Source organism: Mesorhizobium sp. EU05-FHT14A09, from assembly GCF_058790995.1.
On the sequence record NZ_JBYTDF010000016.1, the window covers coordinates 46,375 to 68,105 of the forward strand.

Below are 21,731 nucleotides of genomic sequence, written 5' to 3' on the forward strand. Positions count from 1 at the left end.
GAACGGAGGTCGGCGCATGGGTTCGGCCGAAGCTTTCTTCAACGATCGCCAGGCGGTTTACGCCGGCTGGCGCCAGCATCTGCACCAGTTCCCGGAAGTGGCCTTTCAGGAACACAAGACCGCCGCCTATGTCGCGGAACGCCTGAGTGAAATGGGGCTCGCGGTCGAGACGGGCCTTGCCGGAACCGGGCTTGTCGCCACACTCGAAGGCGACGAACCCGGGCCCGTGCTTGGGCTGCGTGCCGACATGGATGCATTGCCGATCCTGGAAGAGAGCAAGCTGACCTATCGCTCGCGGCACCAGGGCGTGAGCCATGCCTGTGGCCATGACGGGCACATGGCCATGCTGCTTGCCGCGGCGGACTACCTTTCTCGCCACCGTCTCGCCGGCAGCGTGCGTTTCATCTTCCAGCCGGCCGAGGAAGCCGAAGGCGGTGGTCGCAGGATGGTCGAGGAAGGGCTGTTCGAGCGTTTCCCGGTCGACGCCGTGTTCGGACTGCACAACTGGCCAGGATTGCCGCTCGGCACTGTTGCGGTCAGGCCCGGACCGATGATGGCGGCGATGGATCTTTTCACGGTAACCATCAAGGCTTCCGGCGTGCATGCGGCACTGCCGCATCTCGGCACCGACGCCATCGTCACGGCAGGCGCGTTGATCAGCAGCCTGCAGAGCATCGCCAGCCGCGCCGTGGATGCCATGCAACCGGTGGTGGTGTCGCTGACACAGATTCATGGCGGTAATTCGCTCAATGCCTTGCCGGGCGAAGTCGTGCTGCATGGTACGGTGCGGGCGTTCTCCGAACAGGCGCGGGCAACGGTCCAGCAGCGGCTGGAGCAGGTCGTCAACGGCGTCGCCATTGCGCATGACGTCAAGGCCACACTCGCCTTCACGCCGAAATATCCAGCCACCGTCAACGATCCCGGCGTGGCGGCGGCCGCCGCGGTCATCGCCGCCGAAACCTGGGGCGAGCAGTCGGTGATCACCGAATTCGAGCCCAGCATGGCATCGGAGGATTTCGCCTTCATGCTGGATGCCAAGATGGGCTGCTATGCCTGGATCGGCAACGGCAACCGCACGCCGCTGCACAATTCGGGCTTCGACTTCAACGACGCGCTAATCCCTTACGGCGCGCTCTATTGGACCGCGCTGGTGAATTCCTGGCCCAAAACGACAATCGGAACAGCCGCACAGGCGTGATCGCCCTTGCACGATGAGGAGAACAACAGATGAGACTTGCTGGCAAAAGGGCTTTGCTGATCGGCGCGGCAACCGGCATCGGACGTGCCTGCGTCGAGGATTTCGCCCGCAACGGCGCGGCCGTTGTTGTGGCCGACATCAACGAGACGGCGGCGGCGGAAGCCGCAGCACAGGCCCGCACGCACGGCGCAACCGCCCACAGCATTGCCTGCGACGTGCGCGATGAGGGTTCGGTGCGCAACGCCGTCGACTATGCCGAGCGCGAACTCGGCGGCCTCGACACCCTGGTCTTCCTGGCCGGGTTGATGCGCACCGGCGCCATCGACGGCGTCGAAGCCGCTACCTGGGACGCGATCTTCAACGTCAATGCTCGCGGCACCTTCTTCGCGGCCAAATATGGCGCACCGGCCATGAAGCGCGCCGGCGGCGGCAGCTTCATCACCACATCGTCGCTCGCCGGCCTGCGCGGCGCGCCGGGTATGACCGCCTATGCCGCGGCGAAGGGCGCGGTGATCGCCTTCACCACCGCGCTCGCGCAGGAACTGGCTCCAGCCAACATCCGCGTCAACTCCGTCCTGCCCGGCTGGATCGACACCCCCTTCAACACGCCGGCTATTGATTATATGGGTGGCGTCGAGTCGCACGGAGAAGTCGTCCGCCGCATCGTGCCGCTCGGCAGGCAGGGAACGCCGGCGGAAGTTTCGCCGATTTATGTGTTTCTCGCCTCCGAGGAGGCGCGCTACATTACCGCCAAATCGATGATGGTCGACGGCGGCATGGCGCACTGAGCCGGCGCGAATCTGGAGCATGCCCCCGTAAAGTTGCAGACTTTTCGGAAAAGGAGCATGCGACCAACAAGGGAAGAACGGACCAAGGAGGTCCGATACATGACGGATGCGGCAGGGTCGGTGCTCGACCATGAATTCGAGAACCTGTCCGACGCCCGGCGCCGGGTCGGCATCAAGCTCAAGCTGGCGCGTCAGACCAAGGGCCTGACGCTGAAGGAGCTCGCCAGTCGCAGCCGCTGCTCGGAGAGCCTGCTCTCCAAGGCTGAGAACGGCAAGGCGTTGCCTTCGCTACCGCTGATCCACCGGCTGGTGCGGGTGCTGGAAACCAACATCAGCTGGCTGTTCGAAGAAACCGAGCCGGAAGACACCCCCGTCTTCCGTGCTGGCGAGCGGCCGGTGGTGACGCTCGACAACCGGCCAGGCGATGGTGCCGGCGTCTCGTTCGAACGCATCATTCCCTACAAGGGCGGCCACCTGCTTCAAAGCACCATCCATCACATCGATGTCGGCGGTAAAAGCGGCGAGGCCATCACCCATGAAGGGGAAGAAACCGGCTATGTGCTGCGCGGCAGGATCGAATTGAACCTCGACGGCGTCGTGCACAGCCTGCAGGCGGGCGATGCCTTCTGCTTCCGCTCGCATGTGCCGCATTCCTATCGCAACACCGGCGACGAGCCCGCCAGCATCCTGTGGACCTGCACGCCGCCGACATTCTAAATCGGCCTTAGCACCATCAAAAGCGGCTGCTTGCGTGGAGAGCCTTTGCCTCACGGCAGAGATACAGCAGCGCCGGCTGCGGCTGGGTCTCATCGAGCCCTCGGCATGATCGCACATGGAGCAGCGCATCCTCGAAGGCCGGGAATTGCTCTGGCCGCGCAAGGTGCAGATAAAGCGCGATGGTGCCGGCGGAACGGCTGCGTCCGCCACGGCAGTGCACCAGCACATTGCCGGCGCGGTGCTTCGGATAATGTGCCTTGCCCGGACTTTGCTGGTTGATGATGCCGTGCAGGATATACGCGGCGCCGAGAAGATGATGGGCGATGTTGCCCGGCCCGTCGATCAGGCCGATATGCGTGCGCCTGACTGTTGTACCATCACCGAGCGCCAGCGGCGGCATCTCGATGTTCACCGCAAGGTTCATCGTCGAGGTGATGCCATTGCGCAAAAGCAGATCGGCATCGTTCGCGGCAACCGCGTTGCCGATGAAAAGCGTCTTTCCTTGGTCGTCGATATCCGCAAGCACGGGCAGCAGAACCGGAAGACGATCTTCCTCTTCCTCGGTCATCTGCCGGTTGTCGCTGTGGTTGATGTTCATGCTTGCAGTCCTATTCCGCGGCTTTCAGTAACTGGTCTCGATCGACAGGCAAGGGAATAACCCTCGTTCGGCACAGGCGGCCGCCAAGCCATTGCCCAAGCCGAGACATCTCTTCCGGCCGCACGAAAGCTGCCACCACCTTCCGGGCGTCGGTCCGGGTGACGAGGTCCATCGTATCCTGCAGCCGCGGATGAACATTCCAGCGCAGCCATCGGGCCTGGCCCTGTTGCAACATGTCCCAGGCCGGCGTCCGTGCCGGAACATGACCGGAGAACAGGAAGCGAAAACCCTCGTCCCGACGGAACAGAAGCTGCGCCGCCAGTCCGGTTTCCGCATTGGCCTCCGTCGCCACGATCACCTGATCCGGGGACCATTGATCCTCCAGTGGCATCGACGGCATCAATGCAGCGATGCCCATCCGGCTTTCTGCGCTGATCATGCCATCCTCGCCGCTGGCGAGAGACTGCATTTCCCGGCGCACCACAGGACAGGCGACCGCCTTCAGCCCCAGTTCGTGCAGGGCCAGCATCATCTCCGGCCCCCTGCCGCCGGCCGGCACGCACAGCACCGCGCCAGGTACTGCGAAATCGGCAATCGCTCCGATCTGGTCGGAAAGCGCCTCGTCGAAATCGCCATAGGACGCATCGGTTATGAGGCAGTCCGCGGCGGGGGGCGGGTCAAAGGGCAGCAGCAGCGATTCCGCGCTCCAGTCGCCCATATAGAGAACACCGCCAGAAGCGGCGAAATGGAACCATATGCCACCCGGCGCATGGCCGTTTCGGCCGACGGTGACGGGCAGGCCGGTGATTTCCGCTTCTCCCCGGACCGGCAAATGCCGGCGCCGATCCAGCGGGAGCACCACGTCGGAGATCTGCCCGAATGTCAGGTCGGTCGCATAGACCGGTGGGTTGCCCAACTGGCCTGCAAGGTCAAGCGAGCCGACGTGATCGATATGGGTATGGGAGAGACAGATCGCGTCGACGGACCCGACCCCAGAAAGATCGGGTTTCACGCCGGGCTGCGGCCCTTCGCCCAGATCGAGCAGAATGCGCCGGCCCTGCATCTCCAGCAGGAAGGCGGCAGGAAGCTTGCCGCCCAGCCCGCTGACAACAGTCAATTTTGCCAAGGCAACACCCCTTTCGGCAGGTGGCGCGAGAAGCGTGTCGCCACCAGCATCAGGATCAGAACGGCCACGATCATCAGGCAGCCGACAGCCGCGGCCAGCGTCGACGACCCGCCCTCTTCCAGGAAGACCACCATCGGGCCGATGGTGCGGGCATTGGACGACACCAGCAGGATCGAAACCTGGATTTCATTGAGCGCACTCATGAACACCATGACGCCGCCGGCGACCGCCGCCGGAGCGACCAGTGGGATGATGACGTCACGCATCCGCGCCAGGAACCCCGCTCCGGCCACCTGGGCCGCCTCTTCCATGGAACGGTCGATCTGCGCGAAACCACCAAGGACGGGACGTAGCGCGAGAGCCAGGAAGCTCGAAAGATAGGCGGCGAGAATGATCCAGACGGTGCCGTAGATGCTGAAGCCCAGGAACGGCAGCGGTTTCAGGAAGAACAGGATCATCGCCACAGCGAGAATGATGCCGGGCAGCGCATAGGCGAGTTCGCTGAACAGATGCAGCACGCGCACAAGCGGGCCGCGCTTCCAGACGATGAAATAGGCCATGAACAGCGAAACGACCATTAGGATGACGACGGTGACCGATGTCAGCAGCAGGCTGGTCAGGAACGCGTTGCGGATCGAGGCCTGATGCACGAGGGCATTGGCATAGTTGACCAGCGTCAGCGTCTTCCAGCTCAGCTCCTGCCCAAACCCGTTGACCAGCGAGGTCGCGACGAGCGCCGACAGCGGCAGCGCCATGGTGAGCACGATGAACAGCCAGCTGGCCGCCTCGACGACGGGGCGCCAGCGCCCCAGTCTTATCTCGAGCGAACGGCCCACGCCGTCGACCCGCACATCGCCACGCTGGCCGAGCCAGCCGCTGACGGCAACGCCAACGATGGTCAGCGATGACAGAAGCAAAGCGAGCACCGCCATGTCGGCGAGCGCCGAGGGGCCGTAGCTGTTCATCTGCTGGTAGATCAGTGTGATCAGGGTCGGATACTTCGCCGGAATACCCAGCATGGCCTGAATGCCGAAATTGCTGATCGACGAGACGAAAGCCAGGGCAGCGCCGGCAAACAGACCTGCCCGGGCCAATGGCAGGATAATTGTGAAGATCAGCGGCCAGCTGGTGGCACCGGCGGCGCGAGCGGCTTCCACCAGTTCGGCAGGCAGACGCCGCAGGGCCGCCCGCACGGTCAGGAACACCAGCGGCGCGTGATAAAAGCCCAGCAGCAGGATGATGCCGCCCGGCGAATAGAGCGGATGCCGTCCGCCATTGTGGAGGGAAAGTCCGAGCAGGCCCAGCACCGGGCTCGACGGTGAAAAGGCCTGAACCCAGGCAAGCGCCGTCACCTGCGGCGGGATCATCAGCGGCAGCACGAATGCGAACACCCAGGCCGTCTTGAAGCGCATGTCGGTGAGGACGGTCAGCGCGGCGGCAACGGTGCCGAGCACCATGGCAAGCACCGTGGACAGCAAGGCAACGACCAATGTGTTGGTCGAGGCGGTCAGGACCTTCTTCTTCCAGAGCAGTTCGGCGACATGGCCGAGATCGATCACGCCGGCCGGCGCGATCGCGGTTATGGCAAGGCGCAGCAACGGCGCGAAGGACACGCCGGCGACGAAGACCACCAGCAGCCCCAGCACCACCCATTCCGCCTTTGGAAGAAGCGCCGGCAACCGCCGGCGCTCCTCGACCCTTTCCATGGCAATCAACGCCATCTTCTGTCAACCGCCGAAGATCTTGGTGAACTTCTCGCGGGTCTCCTTGTCGGTCGCCACGGCATTGTCCGCATCCATCGGCAGCAGCTTGATCTCGGACAGTTTCGGGAAACCGGCGGGCGGCGTGATCGACGGATCGATCGGCAGATTGCCCTGCGTCACGACGAGCTGCTGACCTTCCTTGGACAGCAGGAAGTCGATGAACTTCTTGGCGCCCTCGGTGTTCTTGGCGGTCGACATGATGGCGACCGGCTCGGTGATGAAGGAGACGCCATCCTTCGGGAAGATCAGGTCGACGGGCGAACCCTTGGCCTTGGCGCGGATCACGTCGGCGTCGGCGATGATGCCATATTTGGCCAGGCCACTGGCGACGGCCTTGAGTGCCGGACCATTGCCGCCTTCCGGCGCGATGTCGAGCTTGGCCAGGCCTTCATAGAATTCCCAGCCGATGCCCGGCACATTGACGACACTGTGCAGATGATTGAGCGCCGCCCCCGAATAGAGCGGGCTCGGCACGGCGATCTGGCCCTTGTTGTCTTCCGTCAGCAAGGCGCTCCAGGTCTCGACCGGCTTGGCCTTCTCGGTGTTGTAGGCGATGCCGGTGGAGATGATCTTGGTGCCGAAGAACGTCATGTCCTTGTCGTAGGTGCTCTTGTCGTAAGAGCCGACCGGGGCCTGCGGATAGGCCTGCAGGCGGCCTTCCTTCTTCAACTGGCCAAGGTTGATGGTGTCGGCGACCAGCAGCACGTCCGGCTTGACGTCGTCGGCTTCGATCTCGGCACGCAGCACGTTCAGCAGCTGGCTGGTGCCGTTGCGGGTCCATTCCACCTTGATGTCGGGATATTTGGCCTGGAAGGCATCGACCGTCTGCTGGGCGATTTCCGGTGACTGCGAGGTGTAGAGTGTCAAGATTTCGGCGTTGACGGCCGTCCCGCTCAACAAGACGAGCATGAGGGCTGTGGTAAGTCGCATGAGAAGAACTCCTGTTGCTGTGAGAGAGGAAAAACCGTCAGGCGGCGGCGGGAATGACCCAGCCGTCGCTGATGCAGATTTGGATCGTGTCGTCCGCCGGAATGGAGACATCCGCCGGTGCATGCAGCGTCAGCTGCAGATCCGACTCGGCGGTGACGAGGAAATCGACCTGGCTGTGGTTGCCGCGGTAGATGACCCGCTCGACCTTGCCGGCAAACCCGGCTTCGCCCGGTTGCGCCAGGCGCATGCCAGAAGTGTGGACCGAAAGCTTGGCCGAGGATCGACCCTGTTCGCTCCTGCGTGCCCGGACACGATGGTCCTTGCCGAAGATGCTCACGACAGCGGCCTCTGCGTCGGGGCGCACATCCTGCACCGGCAGCACCTGACCATTGCCGATGAAACGGGCGACCATTTCGCTCTGCGGTTCGCGATAGAGGTCGCGTGGCCGATCGAATTGCACGAGGCGGCCGCGATCGATCACCGCGATGCGGTCGGCCAGCGCCATCGCCTCGGACTGGTCATGGGTGATGTAGACCATGGTGGCGCCGGTATGTTTGTGGAAACGCACGAACTCGTTTTCCATCGCCGCGCGCAGATGCACGTCGAGATTGGCCAGCGGCTCGTCCAGCAGCATCACCGATGGCTTGGCCGCGAGACAGCGCGCCAGGGCGACACGCTGGCGCTGGCCGCCCGAGAGGTCGGACGGCGCGCGCTCCGCCAGGTTCTCCATGCCGACGACCGACAAGGCATCGCGGCTGCGCTGTGAACGCTCCTGCGCACTGACTCCGGCGATCTTGAGCGCATAGCCGACATTATCGGCCACGCTCATATGCGGCCACAGCGCATAGTTCTGGAACACGATGCCGATGTTGCGCTTCTCCGGAGGCACATTGGCCTCCCTGGAGGACACGACGCGATCGCCGAGCCGGATCGTGCCTTCGTCCGGCGTCTCGAACCCCGCAAGCAGCCGCAGCAGGGTGGTTTTCCCACAGCCCGAAGGTCCGAGGACCGCGATGAACTCGCCGTCTTTGATATGCATGGTGACACGGTCGAGCACGCGCTTGTCGCCATACATCTTCGACAGGTCACTGATGACGATATCGGCCAAGACCGTTTCCTCAACGATTTGAAAAGAAAAGACTTTTCTTGTTTTCCGGCTCTGGACAATCGCATTGCAACTTCATAACAATGCTTTTGCACACGTGTGCAATCTAATGAGCTTGTGCTTCAGTTTTATGACGACAAAGACAAAAGTTCAGGTCATCCACCCCGGACCAGCACACCCCGCAGCGATGGAGTATGGACAATGAAGAGCGGTTTCATCACGGCTGCGGATGTCGCCAGGGAGGCCGGCGTGTCGCGTTCCGCCGTCTCGCGGACGTTCACCCCCGGTGCCAGCGTCTCCAGGGATGTGCGGGATCGGATCCTTCGCGCCGCCGACAAGCTTGGCTACCGGGTCAACAGGCTGGCGCAGGGCCTGCAGATGGCGCAGTCCAATCTTGTCGGCGTGGTGGCAGCCAACCTGACCTCGCCCTTCAACACCGCCTTGCTCGACGGCATCAGCGCCGCGCTGTTCAAGCGCGGCCTTCAGTGCATGCTGTTGAATGCCGAAGCCGCACGCGACGACATCGGCACCCTGGTCAACCAGGTTCTGGAATACCGGGTGCGCGCGGTGATCATCCTCTCAGGCGCGCCACCCGAGGAGATCATCGAGGCCTGTCTGCGCAACGATGTGCGCCTGATTCTGATCAACCGCGGCACACTGCCCGGCAATGCCGACAAGATCGACACGGACGACCTGACCGGCGGGCAACTCGCTGCCGAACGCATGCTGTCGGATGGCCGGCGTCACGTCGCGATCGTGCGCAGCGGCAATGGCAGCGTCAGTCAGAAACGGCGCATCGAGAGCTTTGTTGCCCGCATGAGCGCGGCGGGAGCCAGGCTCACCCCGTGGACAAGCGGCCCGAACAGTTTCGAAACGGGACGCGAGGCCGCACGCACGCTCCTGGCCGACCACTCGATCGACGGCGCCTTCTGTGCGACGGACCTCATCGCGCTCGGCTTCCTCGACACCGTCCGGTTCGAGCTGGGCAAGGCGGTGCCGCGCGACTTTTCCATCATCGGTTTCGACAATATCCCGGAAGCCGCTTGGCCATCGCTCGGGCTGACCACGGTGAGCCACCCCATCGAAGCTTTCATCGAAGCTATCCTGAACTGTCTCGACGATGATCGGCAGCTGTCCGAAGGCGCGCTGAACTTCACGATCCCGGTCGAACTGATCGAGCGGGGGACGACCGGCGCCCATGACGCGTAGGAGAACTTAACCGGCAGGCGGCCGCGACAGTTGCTGTGCGGCCGCCCTCCCCCGCAACGGGTTAAAAACTGCCCTTCACGCCGACACCGAAGGTGCGCGGCATGGTCATGCTGGCCTCGACGCCGCCGATACCGCGGTTCTGCTGCATGTAGGTGGGGGCACGCTCGTCGAAGATGTTCTTGACGTAACCATAGACCTGCAAATGCTCGTTGAAGTCGTAACTCGCACGAGCATCGGCAATCGTATAGGGCTCGATCAGGTAGCTCGGCGTGTTGGCCGTGTCGGAATAATACCTGTCCATGTGGCGAACCTCGCCGGACAGGTTGAACTTTTCCGTCACGTCCCAGCTGGCGCCGAAGCTCAGCATGTAGCCGGGTGACTTGGCGAACTCGTTGCCCTCATAGGCGACGTTGCTCGAAATCCTGTCGATGCGCGTGCGCAGCAGGCCGGCGCTGGCCTTGAGCGTCAGATTGTCGAGGATGCGATAATCGGCTCCGACCTCGAGCCCATAGGCGTGCGCCTTCTCGGCGTTGATCGTGTAGGACTGCGCGACACCCGACGAGATCACCACAGGGATCGTGTACTGGGCGTTCTTGAAATCCATGTAGAACAGATTTCCGTTCAGCGTGAGCGTGTCGTCGAGCAGGTTCGCTCGGGTGAACAACTCGTAGTTCCAGAGCGTTTCTTCCTCGAACGGCATCCATTTGCGCGCATTGAGGTTCAACGAGACGCCGCCGGGATTGTAGCCACGGTTGACCATCGCGCCGACGGTGAGATCGGGCGTCACGGCGTAGGCCAGCGAGACCTTCGGCAGCACGGCGCTGAAGGTGGTGTCGAAATTCACCGGTTGCGGCGCGAAGACCGACCTGCCGGCGCGCTGGATCTGGTCCTGCTGGTAGCGAAGGCCGCCGGTCAAGGTCCAGACATCGGTCAGCCGGTAGCTCGCCTCGCTGAAGAGGCCGAGATTCTGCTTGGTATCGTCGAAGGTCGACAGGCCGCTGAGGTAGAGCACCTCGTCACTCTTGGTATGGGCGTAATAGACACCGGCCACACCACTCAGCGCATCGCCCTGCTCGCCAAAGGTCACACGTGCTTCGTTGGAAGCATTCTTCTGCTCGACATCGGCATCGCCATTGTTGACGAGACCGGTGGTGCGATGCACGGACGACGCCGAATACTGCGTTTGGTTGAAGAACTTGAAGCCGTTGCCGACGTCATAGCTGATGTCGAGGATGCCGGTGTTGGTGTGCTGCTTCCAGGTCGGCATCGTCGTGGTGATGTGGTTGAGATCCTCAAACGGCATCGATGCCGCTTCCTGGGATGGCCGGTTCGAGCCGTTGTGCGAATAGGTGAATTTCGCCTCCAGGCCGGGAATTTCGGCCGGCTGCCACAACAGCTTGAAGCGGGCGTTCAGCGCGCTGAAATCCTGGTCGGTGTCGCCGTGCTGGAATTTGGGGCTGATGTAGTCGATGAACGTATCGCGACCGGAATAGTCCACGGCCAGACGCGCGGCGAGCTGGTTGTCGACGATCGGCCCAGACAGCATGAACGAAGCCCGCTTCGAATTGTAGCTGCCGATCTCCGCCTGGTAGGCACCCTCGGGCGTGAAGGTCGGATCCTTGGTGTTGACGATGATGGCACCGGCAATGGCGTTGGCGCCTTGCGAAGTCGTCTGCGGGCCGCGGAAAACCTCGATGTTGTCGACATCCCAGACTGACGCGGCGCCGAAATAGAACTCGTTGTAGTTCAGGTAGTGGCCGTCGAGATTGATGGTGGCACGCGGCACCGTACCGCCCCAGAACGACCCCTGCCCCGTGAGCGGTCCCTGCGTATCCTGCCCGCGGATGACCGGCGTGCTGACAGTGTCGGTATAGACGACATTGGGCACATCCTGGATCACCTCGGACACGGACGCGTTGCCTGTCTTTTCCCTGGCGATCTGCTTGCCGGTGATGACGGAAACGGATGACGCCGTATCCTTGAGGCTGCGCGCGATCTTTTCACCGGTGATGACGATGCGCTCGAGCAAGGTGCTGCTCTCAGCCGCGGCCTGCGGTTTTTCCTGGGCCGACGCAGCGGTGGCTGCGAACATCGACACAATCGAAAGCGTGCTGGCGCCCACCTTTAGTGACGCAAGAAAACGAGATGGCATGAAGTCCCCGATCGCCCAAACAAGAAACGCTGGCTGGGAACGGACCGTGGCTCGCGGATTGAATGATGAATTCCACAATGCATAGCGCATTCCGCATGTCAACACGGCGGGTGCTTCTGTTCAGCAAGGGTGCCCATATTGCCACAGGCAAAATACCGGCTGGCGGGTGCGATTGATCACGGGGCCGAAGCACCGTAACGTCCCCGCGTCGTTAGCCGAGATACGGCCCTCGTTCATTCCAGCCCTGATGTTTGCCTGCATGATTGCCCCAGCCACGCTTTTGCCGCCCGGTACGGAACAGAACTTGTGAAACCAGACCACTCCGACGACGACGGCAGCAGTGCCGGCAAACGCTCGACCACCATCCAGTCTGTATCCATTGCAGCCCGTTTCCTCGACATCCTGGCGCGGGCCGATGGTCCGCTGGCACTGGGCGAAGTCGCCCGGCAGGGACGCACAGGCACTTCGACGGCGCATCGCTACATGCAGAGCCTGGTGCGCGAGCGGCTGGTGGCGCAGGATCCGATGACCGGTCGCTATGATCTCGGACCGGCCGCGCTCAGCATCGGCATCGGCGCGTTGCGGCGTATCGAACCCATAGAGGTCGCCGCGCGCCTGATGAAGACGCTGGCGTCGGAAATCGCGGCAAGCTGCGGCGTCGCGATCTGGACCGACCAGGGCCCGACCATCATCCGCTGGTACCGCAGCTCGGATTTTTCGATCAGCACCGTCTCGCTCGGCGACGTGCTTCCGCTCGACAACACCGCGTGCGGCCTGGCCTTTCAGGCTTACCTGCCGCGCGAGACGATCGCCGCGGCACGCAAGCGGCAACCGGCCACCTTCCGCGGCAGTCCGCCGTCGAAGGAAACGCTCGATGCGGCGCGCCAGTCCGCCGGCGTTGAACTCAACGAACATCTGTTTTCGCTGCTCACCGGCAAGGCGGCACCGGTGTTCAATGCGCAGAATGAGATCGCCTGCGTCGTCACCACCGTGTCCTTCGTGAAGACGGCCGAAGCGACCGACCACTGGGGCGCCCTGCGCGCAGCGGCCAGGCAGGCCTCGCTCGAATCCGGGGCGTCTCCGGACCGCGGCTGAACCGCGCCTCACCGGATGCCCAGGTGCTCTCGCAGCGTCGAGCCTTCATAGTTGCTGCGGAACAGACCTCGCCGGACCAGTTCGGGAACCAGCTCTTCAAAGAAGAGGTTGAGTGAGTTCACCGAGCCGCCGGGCAGCGCGATGAAGCCGTCGAGCGCGCCAGCCTCGAAGCGTTCGACGATATCGTTCAGCACATCATCCACAGTACCGACCGAAACCCAGTGGGCGGAACCGACAACCTCTGGCCGTGCCAGCACATCTTCGACCGTCGGGCTGTTGGCGATGATGAAACGGCGCAGCAATTCGGCATGGGTCCGGCTGCGGACCGGATGATCGGAAGCAGGCAGCAGATCAGGACCGATGCGGCTGCCCGGAGCAAGCGCGCCGACGTCCAGCCCAAGTACGGCCTTCAGCGCTTCCATACGACGATCACGCGTCAGATGCGCATGGGCGCGTTCGTGCAGCCTCCAGGCTTCCTCGCGGGTTTCGGCAAGAAAGAAATAGAGCCCGGGCAGGACACGGACGGCATCAGCCGAGCGGCCGTGCCGTTCCGCTCTGTTGCGCAAGTCCTTGCGCAACTCGATGCCATCGCCGATGTCCGGCATGGCGGCAAAGGTCGCGTCCGCGACCGACGCCGCGAAACTGCGGCCGATTTCGGAGGCCCCGGCCTGGAACAAGGGGGGTGGACCGGCCGCATGACCGGGAACGTTGAGAGGCCCTTTGACGCCAAAGAACTCGCCGGCGTGGTCGAGCGGACGGACAGCGGACGAGACGCCCGGATAGCTCTGCCAGAGTTGACGCACCACTTCGGTGAACTCCGCCGCCTTGCGGTAGCGGACTTCCGGCGACGGCATCGGCTCGGTGCCGAAATTCGCCGCGCCCTCGATCGAGGTCACGATGTTCCACCCGGCCCTGCCGTTGCTGATCCAGTGCAGGGACTGGATCTGGCGGGCGACGATGTAGGGCGGATTGAAGGTTGTCGAGGCAGTCGTGACCAGTCCGATCTTCTCGGTCTCGCGCGCGATCGCGGCCAGCATCATCGTCGGGTCAAGCCCGACATGGGTCGATGAATGCGCCACCATGGCCTGGTTCATGACGAGGTAATCAGGCCTGAAGACGAAGTCGAGCTTTGCTCTTTCTGCTTTTTGAGCGAGCTCGACATGGTAGTCGGCCGGCCCCATGCCTGCCGACAGCGCCTCATCCGGGTGCGGACGCGGTCCCTTGAGCCAGGTGGATGTCAGGCTCAGTCCGATGTGCAGCTTCCTGCCTGTGCTCATGCCGATTGTTTTCTGTCATCTGGAGTGTGGACTGCGAGCACCCGCCGCCCTTTCGGGATGACCAGCGGCGTTGCCGAGACCGGATCCGCGATGATGACCGAAGCCATGCCGAAAACCGTCTCGACCAGTTGCTCGGTGATGATCTCAGCCACCTTGCCCTCGGCGACGATCACCCCGTCCTTCATGGCGATCAGATGGGACGCGTATCGGCAGGCCTGGTTGAGATCGTGCAAAACGGCAACGACCGTGCGGCCCTGCCGATTGAGGTCGGCCAGGAGGTCGAGCAATTCGATCTGATGAGCGATGTCGAGAAAAGTGGTCGGCTCGTCGAGCAGCAGGATGGGCGTTTCCTGCGCCAACACCATGGCGATCCATGCGCGCTGCCGCTGGCCGCCTGAAAGTTCGTCAATCAACCGATCGGACAGATCTGCCATATGCGTGGCATCCAGCGCGGCAGCCACTGCCTCTTCGTCGGCCTTCGACCACTGCCGGAGGAAGGATTGATGCGGATAGCGCCCCCGGGCGACCAGATCGGCAACGGTGATCGCATCGGGAGCGAGAGAACTCTGCGGCAACAGGCCGAGCCGGCGGGCGACCTCCTTCGCGGGGAGTTCCCCGATGCTGCGTCCGTCGAGGACGACCCGGCCAGTGGAAGGCGGCAGCAGCCGCGACAGCGCACGCAACAGCGTGGACTTGCCGCAAGCGTTCGGCCCGATGATGACGGTGAAGGAACCATCCGGGATCACCACCGACAATCCGGTCGAGATCACCCGCTTGTCGTAGCGAAGCGTCACGCCTTCGGCATGCAGACGATGCGCCATATTGCCCTTCTTGCCTGACCGCTGTTCCGTGGGAATGCAACTTCGATGTCGCATTACGGAACGGATATTGCATTGCGGAATACAATGCCTATTGTGGAATAAACAAGTCATGTTTAACACCCTTGACGATGACGCAAGGTCGCACCGCGGCTTCCCTTCAATTCCCGACCCGATCTTCCCCAATGATGTTGATCCAGAAATTCGCCCTCTCCCTGATGGCCGTCGCGGCAATCGCGACGATGCCCGATCGAGCGTTTGCGCAGGAACAGCACTGGCCGAGAACGATCGCCCAGGACGGCGGCACGCTGACATTGAAATCGAAACCCGAGCGGATCGTATCGACCACGCCCAGTGTCACCGGCATCCTTTTGGCGATCGGCGCACCGGTGATCGCCACTGCCGCTGCGACACCCACGATCCTGACCGACAAAAAGGGGTACTTCCTGCAATGGGCATCGGCGGCCGACGAACGCGGCGTCGAAATCCTCTACCCCAATCTCAACTTCGACATCGAAGCCGTCATTGGCCAAAACCCGGACTTACTCATCGCGTCGGCCACGGGCGCAGACAGCGTTGCACAGCACCAGGCTGAGCTTGCCGCGCAAGGCGTCCCCACCATGATTGTCAACTATTCCAACCAGAGCTGGCAGGAGATCGCCGTCGAACTCGGCAAGGCTACCGGCCTTGAAGCGGAAGCAGGCGACGCCATCAAGCGCTTCGACGACTATGCCGCACAGGCGGCGCTCTCGATGTCAGGCCGGAAAGGCAAGATCAGCATCGTTGGCTACAACATTGGCGGCAGCTACTCGATCGGCAGGCCCGAAAGCCCGCAGGCCAGGCTGCTCACGGCTCTCGGTTTCGAGGTAATGGGATTGCCGAAAGGTCTCCAGGGCGATGTGACCAGGCGCTCGGACTTCGATTTCATCTCGCGCGAGAACTTGTCGGCCGCGGTCGCGGGTGAGACTGTTTTCCTGCTGCGTGGCACGGAAAAGGACGTCGAGGCGTTCATGGCCGACCCCATGCTCGCCAACCTCCCCGCTGTCGCGAACAGGAAAGTCTACGCGCTTGGGCCTACCTCGTTCCGCATCGACTATTATTCAGGACGCCAGATGATCGACGCGATCACCGCGCACTTCCGATAGCCATGCCCCCTGAGAGTCTGGCCGAGAGACCGTCTCGGCTCCTTCAGCGACGAAAACGTATCCGGATCCTTGCCTGCGCGTTCCTCGTGCTGGCAGCCGTCAGCATGCTCAGCTTGGCCGTAGGCTCGCGGCCGGTTCCGCTCCTTGGCCTGCTCGAGACATTCCGGGCTTACGATCCACTCAATGACCAGCACCTCGTCATCTGGGAGCTGCGGACACCACGCACCATCGTTGCCATCCTTGCCGGTCTGGCCCTGGGCATCGCCGGAGCCATCATGCAGGCGATCACCAGAAACCCGCTGGCGGAACCGGGATTGCTCGGTATCAATGCCGGTGCAGCAACAGCCGTTATCGTCGGGATCGCGGCATTCCATCTCACGGCTATGATCCAATATGTCTGGTTTGCCTTTGTCGGCGCAGGCCTGGCGGGCGTTGCCGTCTTCATCCTCGGCCGCGCCCACGAAACCGGCACCAACCCTGTCCGCCTCGTGCTTGCCGGCGCCGGCCTGTCGGTCATGCTGGGTTCGCTGACCGGCATCATCATGCTCAACGCCCCGCTCGAAGTGATCGACAATTTCCGCCATTGGTGGGCAGGTTCCATCGAAGGGCGCGGTTTCGATGTTGCCGGCGTGCTTGCCGCTACAGTGATGATCGGCCTCGCGATCGCATTTTCCATATCGCGGGACCTGAACGCCATAGCCCTAGGCCGCGACCTTGGAGAGGCCCTCGGCGTCAGGCTGCGCAGGACATGGCTTCTGGCGTGCCTCGCCGTGATGCTGCTGGCGGGAGCTGCGACTGCCGGTACTGGACCGATCGGCTTCGTCGGACTGGTCGCCCCTCATATCGCCCGCTCCACCACCGGCCCGGATCACCGTTGGCTGTTGCCGGTGTCCGCACTGTTTGCCGCGATCCTGCTTCTGTGCGCCGATGTTGTCGGGCGTGTTGTCGTCGCCCCTGCCGAACTCGCCGCAGGAATCGTCGTCTTACTCGTCGGCGGCCCTTTCTTCGTCGCTGTGGTACGCAGGTATCGGTTGGCGCGGCTATGAAAGCATCCGGTTCCCTCGTGCTGAGAGCCGCAGGTCTCTCATTGCAGCTGCGCCCACGTGCGGTCGTGGTGTGCGCGGTGCTCGTGCTGATCTGCGCGGTCATCGCCATCATGCTCCTTGGAACCGGAACACTGCCCCTGACGGCTGGTGAAGTGGTCGACGCCCTGTTCGGCGCCGGTGGCAATCCTACCGCGGAGCGCATCATCCTGCGCGTTCGGCTGCCCCGGCTGGCAACCGCAATGCTGGTTGGAGCTTCGCTCGGCATGGCCGGTGCGATCTTCCAGTCGCTTTCGCGCAACGACCTCGGCTCCCCGGACATCATCGGCTTCACCACAGGAGCCGCAACCGGCGCCCTGCTGCAGATCGTGCTCTTCGATGCAGGTCCCCTCGCCGTATCGCTTGCGGCATTCGCCTCCTGCATCGCCACTGCCGCGATCATCGTCCTGCTTTCCACGAGGAACGGGACAACCGGCGGCTACCGACTTGTCCTGGTTGGTGTCGGCATCGGTGCGATCCTGTCCGGCATCAATACGATCCTCCTGGTGAAGGGTGGGCTCGACCAGGCCGCCGCCGCTCAACTGTGGCTGGCCGGCTCACTCAACACACGGACCTGGGCGCATGTGGTCCCGGCAGCCATGGGCTTCGTCGCGATCGTTCCCGTTGTCGTCCTCAATGCCCGTCAGACAACGCTGCTGGAAATGGGCGACGACATTGCGATCCAGCTCGGTGTCGTTCCGGAGCGCACCCGGCTGACCATGGTGATGGCTGCTGTTGGCCTGACAGCGATCGCGACCGCGGCTGCTGGTCCGGTCGCCTTCGTCGCGTTGGCCGGACCACAGCTTGCCAGGCGCCTGACCCGTTCGCCCAACGTGCCATTGGCAAGCGGCGCGCTGATGGGAGCACTGCTGGTCCTGCTCGCCGATCTGATCAGCCAGCGCGCGCCTTTCCAGGTCAACATGCCCGTCGGCCTGACCACCGGCATGCTTGGCGGACTGTATTTGCTGTGGTTGCTGACACGAAAGAGAACGCTTTAGCTTTCAGTCCATCCGGACCAGGCTTCAGGCCGTTGCTTCGTCAGGTGACGCGTCCTGCTGTTCCGAGTCTCCTGCACGCCTGCTTTTGATCTTCTGGCGGACGCGATCGCCGAAGGCAACGAGCATGCCCAGTGGGGTGCGCGCGCCGAGAACGGATTGCAGCGTCACGCCCTCGGTTGCAAGCCTGCTCTTGAAGGCATAACCGCCGCAAAGAAAATCGACCGTATGCAGGCCGCGATCAATCGACCACTGTATGTAGTCCATGATCAGGACCATACCCGGCGAAGCCCGGCTGAATTCCGGATCATACGTCGTGACGAATGCCATCATCACGTCATGCTGGACGATGTTGATGGAGACCGCGACCATCGCGCCGTTGCACTCGATCACAAAAATGCGCAGCACGCCTGCACGCGCCAACACGTCGACCAGCGCGGCGAGCACGGACTCGCCTTCGTGGAAAAGATCGGATTCCAGCGACTGCTGCACCAGCCATCTGCGCTTGAGGAGAGCGAGCCGCTCCAGCATCGGCCCAAGCGGCTCGTGAGGTTCGAGCAGGCGAAACGTCACCTCGCCCGCCTCTTCCATCATCTTGATGCCGCGGCGATAGTTCTGACGGGTTTTCTTCGGATGCGTCGCCAGCCATTCGGCTCCGCTCGCCCATGGCCCCGCCACACGATAGCTGACCTCTTCGCGATGGTTGCGACGCAGCTTGATACCGCCCGAAACACCTGGCGTGAAAATCCTCTGCGCAGCCGCGTCCGGCAGAAGGCGGTTGATGAAAGCGATATCGAAGCCGCCCGCCGACCATATGCGAGCCCACAATTGCTCAAGCGCGGATTGGGAGCATTCAGGGGCAACCAGAATGTCTCCATAGTCCGAGTAGCTGCTGGCCGCCCATTCGAGAAACCGGAGACCTTTGCGCCTGCCGATCGCCAGGGGCATGAGGGCGACCAGCCGATCGCCGTTCCAGATCAACCCGATCCGCAATGAGCGCTGGTCGCGGTCGCGTACCGTGTTCCACCACGCTGAGATCCAGCCATGGCTCTGAAAGATCAATCCGTCGGTGCGTCGCCACAGATCGGTCCAGCCTGGCTCGATCGCCTGCAAGCGATCTGCCGAACTGACGATCTCCAGACGCTCTCCCCCAACTGCCCCGATCACAACAGTTTCATTCATGAGGGGAGACGATCCTCCGGCTGCGCCGCAACCGCGGCGCGTTTCTTGAATGGACGAATGAGATGACCCGCCATCTTCTTGAGAGGCAGGAGATAGAGGCCGTAAAGCGACTGATAGTCGCGCACATCGCGATCCATCAAGCCAAATTTGAGATCCTCATCCGGCTTCGGCACGTAGTGCGTTCCGAACATGCGGTCCCAGAATGAAAACAGCAGTCCGAAATTCTTGTCATAGTGTTTGGGGTTCACGCTGTGGTGCACCTGGTGCCAATGCGGGGACAGGATGATGTTGTCCAGCCGGCCGAATGAAATATTGAGATGGGTATGGCGGACGAAATCCATCATCAGGATGTTCCGCATGACATAGACATTGATGCCGAACACGGCGACCTCCACCGGATTCAGCGCGATCAGGCTCCAGATTCCGAAGCTGATGCCAGGAATGACGCCGTCCCAGGCTCGGTTCATCAGCTCGTCAAGCGGGTGAACCCGATCCTTGGTGATACCGACCATGACTTCAGCGGAATGGTGCACCTTGTGCAATTCCCACAGAAACGGGAACCGGTGCTGGGCGACATGGTAGAGATAGTAGGAAATGTCATAGGCAACCAGCATGGTCGCGGTGAACAGGACGAGGGTCACCGGACCGGCAGGGCCTTCGATGAGCGGCTCGGATATACCGAAGAGCCAGCCGAGCGACTCTCTCGTCGCATAGCCCACCGCGGCAACGAAAACGAAGCCGGCAGGAATGAGCAGGAACGGCATCATCAATTTCTTGGTGATCCAGAACAGGAGATCCGCGCGTGCCGACGGGTGCATAATGACTTCAGCCGGAAAGGCGAAGTCGAAGAAATCGCGGAGGGACTTTTTCTCGACCGTTCGCCAGTAGACGATCAGCGCACTGCCCAACGCTGTAGCCAGGAGCAGGCCGAGAACAGGCAGATTGATATTTGCAATTTTTTCCGCAATCTTCGCGACCAACTCAGAAAACATCAGTGCGGCAACTCCTGGGCCGTGAGACGGCGGTCCGGCGAATTACGAAGCGCAAATCTGCCGCATGTTGCCTGCAGCAATAAGCATGGTGGATGCAACGGCCAGGGCACGCATATGGCATCAGTACCAGCTTAATTCTAGCACGACCGTTAACTGTCCGAAAATAACCAAGTCGAATACCGTCAAATGATGGTTGCCGCGGAGATCAGCGATGCTTGAGCAACGGGGGGACGCGGCGGCTTTGCGTCCGGGATTGCACAAAAACAAGGAGTTGCGGCGGCTCAGCGTTGCCGCGGCTGTTTTTAAGGTAGCGTGCGTCGCAATCTGGACGCTTGGCATGGCGATAGCAGCCGAAGCCGCGGCCCTGCCGCTCAAACGCGGTATGGGCCTGCACGACTGGCTCAACTGGGCACCGATCGGGAAGGATGGGACGTACAAATGGCCGCCCTATCGCAGCGACGTGCAATGGCTGAGGGAAAGTCGGTCGCAAAACGACTGGCCCGGCGGCGGCGAGGCGGAGTTTGCACGCATTCGATCAATGGGCTTTGATTTCATCCGGTTGGCCGTCGATCCCGGCCCTTTGCTTGCCAGTCAGGGCGCAAAACGGCAGCAGGCCCTGGATATCCTTTCATCGGCGACGGAACGGGTTACGGCATCCGGCCTGAAGGTGGTTTTCGACCTGCACAGCGCCACCCAGGTCCCGGCCTACAGCATCGATATGCTCAATGGCGGCGCCGACAGCAAGGGTGTCACCGACTATCGCGAAGTGGTCGCGGCAGTCGCCGCCATGCTGGTCAAGATCGGCACCGACAAAGTAGCCCTCGAACCCTTTAACGAGCCCGCCTACGATACCTGCCATTCTAACGACCCTGATGGCTGGCAACGCATCATGACGGATACGGTTCGCGATATTCGCGCAATCAGCAGCGAACTCACCATTGTCGTAACCGGCGCCTGCGGCGGCAACATCAGCGGCCTGGTCAATCTCGCTCCCACCTTTGACGATCCCAATATCTATTACAGCTTCCACATGTATGAGCCGCACAGCTTCACCCACCAGCGCTCCGTGGAGCCCGACGGCAGCTTCGTTTCCGGCCTCCCCTGGCCCGCCGACAGCAGCACGCCCGAAGTGGTGATCGAAACGCTCAAATCGCAAATGGACATCGCCGGCGTGAGCGCCGCGGGCCAGCAATTGAACCTTGCCAGGGCTCGCCCCCGTATCGACCAATACTTCGCGGAGAATTGGGGACCGACTCAGTTGGAGGCGCGTTTGCGTCAGGCGACGGATTGGGCACAGGAGCACGGCATTCCGACCCAGCGGCTCTTCATGGGCGAGTTCGGTGCGATCCTGATGTCGGATGATGGACGCAGGGGAGCGTTCGAAGCAGATCGTTCCCGCTATGTCGCGGCAGTGCGGCAGCAGGCGGAGCGCTTCGGTATCCCATGGGCGGCCTGGGAGTACTCCAACGCGGCTGGCATGACCCTGATCCCACCCACGGGGCCGCTGGTGCCAGACCAGGATCTGCTGCGGGCATTGGGTATGCCATAATCCGCTCTAT

The 21,731-nt window shown here is 62.5% G+C and carries 19 protein-coding genes; 9 read left to right on the forward strand and 10 right to left on the reverse strand.

Going from position 1 to position 21,731, the window contains the following annotated elements; translation table 11 throughout:
* Window positions 1-16 precede the first annotated feature (16 nt).
* The 3 genes from AC3WTO_RS30510 to AC3WTO_RS30520 all read left to right on the forward strand — a co-directional run bounded on the left by AC3WTO_RS30510 (window position 17) and on the right by AC3WTO_RS30520 (window position 2,703).
* A complete protein-coding gene (locus AC3WTO_RS30510; protein ID WP_492464942.1) occupies window positions 17-1,198 on the forward strand; it encodes a M20 aminoacylase family protein in 1,182 nt (393 codons plus the stop codon).
* 29 nt (window positions 1,199-1,227) lie between these two features.
* On the forward strand, window positions 1,228-1,986 hold the full coding sequence (locus AC3WTO_RS30515) for an SDR family NAD(P)-dependent oxidoreductase (RefSeq protein WP_492464943.1): 759 nt from the start codon (window positions 1,228-1,230) through the stop codon (window positions 1,984-1,986).
* 99 nt (window positions 1,987-2,085) lie between these two features.
* Window positions 2,086-2,703 (forward strand): cupin domain-containing protein, encoded by a 618-nt coding sequence (locus AC3WTO_RS30520; RefSeq protein WP_492464944.1) that lies wholly within the window; start codon window positions 2,086-2,088, stop codon window positions 2,701-2,703.
* 16 nt (window positions 2,704-2,719) lie between these two features.
* Here AC3WTO_RS30520 and AC3WTO_RS30525 read toward each other — a convergent pair whose 3' ends face one another.
* The 5 genes from AC3WTO_RS30525 to AC3WTO_RS30545 are packed head-to-tail and all read right to left on the reverse strand — an operon-like array spanning window position 2,720 to window position 8,228.
* Complete coding sequence (locus AC3WTO_RS30525) at window positions 2,720-3,301, reverse strand: dual specificity protein phosphatase family protein (RefSeq protein ID WP_492464945.1); 582 nt, start codon at window positions 3,299-3,301, stop codon at window positions 2,720-2,722.
* A 10-nt stretch (window positions 3,302-3,311) separates the two neighbouring features.
* Window positions 3,312-4,427: an MBL fold metallo-hydrolase gene (locus AC3WTO_RS30530; RefSeq protein WP_492464946.1), complete on the reverse strand. Its 1,116-nt coding sequence runs from the start codon at window positions 4,425-4,427 to the stop codon at window positions 3,312-3,314.
* Entirely contained in the window at window positions 4,415-6,133 is a 1,719-nt protein-coding gene (locus AC3WTO_RS30535) for an ABC transporter permease (protein WP_492464988.1), read from the reverse strand. Before AC3WTO_RS30535 ends, AC3WTO_RS30530 begins: the two co-directional genes overlap by 13 nt.
* A gap of 21 nt (window positions 6,134-6,154) precedes the next feature.
* Complete coding sequence (locus tag AC3WTO_RS30540) at window positions 6,155-7,120, reverse strand: ABC transporter substrate-binding protein (RefSeq protein ID WP_492464947.1); 966 nt, start codon at window positions 7,118-7,120, stop codon at window positions 6,155-6,157.
* Between the two features lie 37 nt (window positions 7,121-7,157).
* Window positions 7,158-8,228, reverse strand: a complete 1,071-nt coding sequence (locus tag AC3WTO_RS30545; protein ID WP_492464948.1) for an ABC transporter ATP-binding protein — start codon at window positions 8,226-8,228, stop codon at window positions 7,158-7,160.
* 198 nt (window positions 8,229-8,426) lie between these two features.
* On the opposite strand from AC3WTO_RS30545, the gene AC3WTO_RS30550 reads away from it, so the two are divergent.
* Window positions 8,427-9,434: a LacI family DNA-binding transcriptional regulator gene (locus tag AC3WTO_RS30550; RefSeq protein ID WP_492464949.1), complete on the forward strand. Its 1,008-nt coding sequence runs from the start codon at window positions 8,427-8,429 to the stop codon at window positions 9,432-9,434.
* A gap of 61 nt (window positions 9,435-9,495) precedes the next feature.
* On the opposite strand, the gene AC3WTO_RS30555 is transcribed toward AC3WTO_RS30550, so the two are convergent.
* Entirely contained in the window at window positions 9,496-11,586 is a 2,091-nt protein-coding gene (locus tag AC3WTO_RS30555; protein ID WP_492464950.1) for a TonB-dependent receptor, read from the reverse strand.
* A gap of 306 nt (window positions 11,587-11,892) precedes the next feature.
* On the opposite strand from AC3WTO_RS30555, the gene AC3WTO_RS30560 reads away from it, so the two are divergent.
* Window positions 11,893-12,681, forward strand: coding sequence for an IclR family transcriptional regulator (locus AC3WTO_RS30560; protein ID WP_492464951.1), 789 nt, complete (start codon window positions 11,893-11,895; stop codon window positions 12,679-12,681).
* An 8-nt stretch (window positions 12,682-12,689) separates the two neighbouring features.
* Here the strand turns inward: AC3WTO_RS30560 and AC3WTO_RS30565 are convergent, their stop codons facing one another.
* Together AC3WTO_RS30565 and AC3WTO_RS30570 are read right to left on the reverse strand one after the other, a co-directional pair.
* Window positions 12,690-13,958, reverse strand: coding sequence for an NtaA/DmoA family FMN-dependent monooxygenase (locus AC3WTO_RS30565; RefSeq protein ID WP_492464952.1), 1,269 nt, complete (start codon window positions 13,956-13,958; stop codon window positions 12,690-12,692).
* Window positions 13,955-14,779, reverse strand: a complete 825-nt coding sequence (locus tag AC3WTO_RS30570; RefSeq protein ID WP_492464953.1) for an ABC transporter ATP-binding protein — start codon at window positions 14,777-14,779, stop codon at window positions 13,955-13,957. Before AC3WTO_RS30570 ends, AC3WTO_RS30565 begins: the two co-directional genes overlap by 4 nt.
* Before the next feature lie 182 nt (window positions 14,780-14,961).
* On the opposite strand from AC3WTO_RS30570, the gene fepB reads away from it, so the two are divergent.
* The 3 genes from fepB to AC3WTO_RS30585 are packed head-to-tail and all read left to right on the forward strand — an operon-like array spanning window position 14,962 to window position 18,001.
* Entirely contained in the window at window positions 14,962-15,921 is a 960-nt protein-coding gene (gene fepB, locus AC3WTO_RS30575) for a Fe2+-enterobactin ABC transporter substrate-binding protein (RefSeq protein ID WP_492464954.1), read from the forward strand.
* Between the two features lie 2 nt (window positions 15,922-15,923).
* Window positions 15,924-16,967: a FecCD family ABC transporter permease gene (locus AC3WTO_RS30580; protein ID WP_492464955.1), complete on the forward strand. Its 1,044-nt coding sequence runs from the start codon at window positions 15,924-15,926 to the stop codon at window positions 16,965-16,967.
* Complete coding sequence (locus AC3WTO_RS30585) at window positions 16,964-18,001, forward strand: FecCD family ABC transporter permease (RefSeq protein ID WP_492464956.1); 1,038 nt, start codon at window positions 16,964-16,966, stop codon at window positions 17,999-18,001. Before AC3WTO_RS30580 ends, AC3WTO_RS30585 begins: the two co-directional genes overlap by 4 nt.
* A 24-nt stretch (window positions 18,002-18,025) precedes the next feature.
* Here AC3WTO_RS30585 and AC3WTO_RS30590 read toward each other — a convergent pair whose 3' ends face one another.
* Both AC3WTO_RS30590 and AC3WTO_RS30595 read right to left on the reverse strand, forming a co-directional pair.
* Window positions 18,026-19,180, reverse strand: a complete 1,155-nt coding sequence (locus AC3WTO_RS30590; RefSeq protein ID WP_492464957.1) for a GNAT family N-acetyltransferase — start codon at window positions 19,178-19,180, stop codon at window positions 18,026-18,028.
* Window positions 19,177-20,172 (reverse strand): sterol desaturase family protein, encoded by a 996-nt coding sequence (locus tag AC3WTO_RS30595; RefSeq protein ID WP_492464958.1) that lies wholly within the window; start codon window positions 20,170-20,172, stop codon window positions 19,177-19,179. The genes AC3WTO_RS30590 and AC3WTO_RS30595 overlap by 4 nt, the downstream gene beginning before the upstream one ends.
* A gap of 211 nt (window positions 20,173-20,383) precedes the next feature.
* Here AC3WTO_RS30595 and AC3WTO_RS30600 point away from each other — a divergent pair, with 211 nt between their 5' ends.
* Window positions 20,384-21,721, forward strand: a complete 1,338-nt coding sequence (locus AC3WTO_RS30600) for a glycoside hydrolase family 5 protein (protein ID WP_492464959.1) — start codon at window positions 20,384-20,386, stop codon at window positions 21,719-21,721.
* The last annotated feature ends 10 nt before the right edge of the window (window positions 21,722-21,731 follow it).

What these genes read in the sequence shown, in the direction of transcription:
- AC3WTO_RS30510 (WP_492464942.1), top strand. Translation starts at nt 17, where the DNA reads ATGGGTTCGGCCGAAGCTTTCTTCAACGATCGCCAGGCGGTTTACGCC.
- AC3WTO_RS30515 (WP_492464943.1), top strand. Translation starts at nt 1,228, where the DNA reads ATGAGACTTGCTGGCAAAAGGGCTTTGCTGATCGGCGCGGCAACCGGC.
- AC3WTO_RS30520 (WP_492464944.1), top strand. Translation starts at nt 2,086, where the DNA reads ATGACGGATGCGGCAGGGTCGGTGCTCGACCATGAATTCGAGAACCTG.
- AC3WTO_RS30525 (WP_492464945.1), bottom strand. Translation starts at nt 3,301, where the DNA reads ATGAACATCAACCACAGCGACAACCGGCAGATGACCGAGGAAGAGGAA.
- AC3WTO_RS30535 (WP_492464988.1), bottom strand. Translation starts at nt 6,133, where the DNA reads ATGGAAAGGGTCGAGGAGCGCCGGCGGTTGCCGGCGCTTCTTCCAAAG.
- AC3WTO_RS30540 (WP_492464947.1), bottom strand. Translation starts at nt 7,120, where the DNA reads ATGCGACTTACCACAGCCCTCATGCTCGTCTTGTTGAGCGGGACGGCC.
- AC3WTO_RS30550 (WP_492464949.1), top strand. Translation starts at nt 8,427, where the DNA reads ATGAAGAGCGGTTTCATCACGGCTGCGGATGTCGCCAGGGAGGCCGGC.
- AC3WTO_RS30555 (WP_492464950.1), bottom strand. Translation starts at nt 11,586, where the DNA reads ATGCCATCTCGTTTTCTTGCGTCACTAAAGGTGGGCGCCAGCACGCTT.
- AC3WTO_RS30565 (WP_492464952.1), bottom strand. Translation starts at nt 13,958, where the DNA reads ATGAGCACAGGCAGGAAGCTGCACATCGGACTGAGCCTGACATCCACC.
- AC3WTO_RS30570 (WP_492464953.1), bottom strand. Translation starts at nt 14,779, where the DNA reads ATGGCGCATCGTCTGCATGCCGAAGGCGTGACGCTTCGCTACGACAAG.
- fepB (WP_492464954.1), top strand. Translation starts at nt 14,962, where the DNA reads ATGATGTTGATCCAGAAATTCGCCCTCTCCCTGATGGCCGTCGCGGCA.
- AC3WTO_RS30580 (WP_492464955.1), top strand. Translation starts at nt 15,924, where the DNA reads ATGCCCCCTGAGAGTCTGGCCGAGAGACCGTCTCGGCTCCTTCAGCGA.
- AC3WTO_RS30585 (WP_492464956.1), top strand. Translation starts at nt 16,964, where the DNA reads ATGAAAGCATCCGGTTCCCTCGTGCTGAGAGCCGCAGGTCTCTCATTG.
- AC3WTO_RS30590 (WP_492464957.1), bottom strand. Translation starts at nt 19,180, where the DNA reads ATGAATGAAACTGTTGTGATCGGGGCAGTTGGGGGAGAGCGTCTGGAG.
- AC3WTO_RS30595 (WP_492464958.1), bottom strand. Translation starts at nt 20,172, where the DNA reads ATGTTTTCTGAGTTGGTCGCGAAGATTGCGGAAAAAATTGCAAATATC.
- AC3WTO_RS30600 (WP_492464959.1), top strand. Translation starts at nt 20,384, where the DNA reads ATGCTTGAGCAACGGGGGGACGCGGCGGCTTTGCGTCCGGGATTGCAC.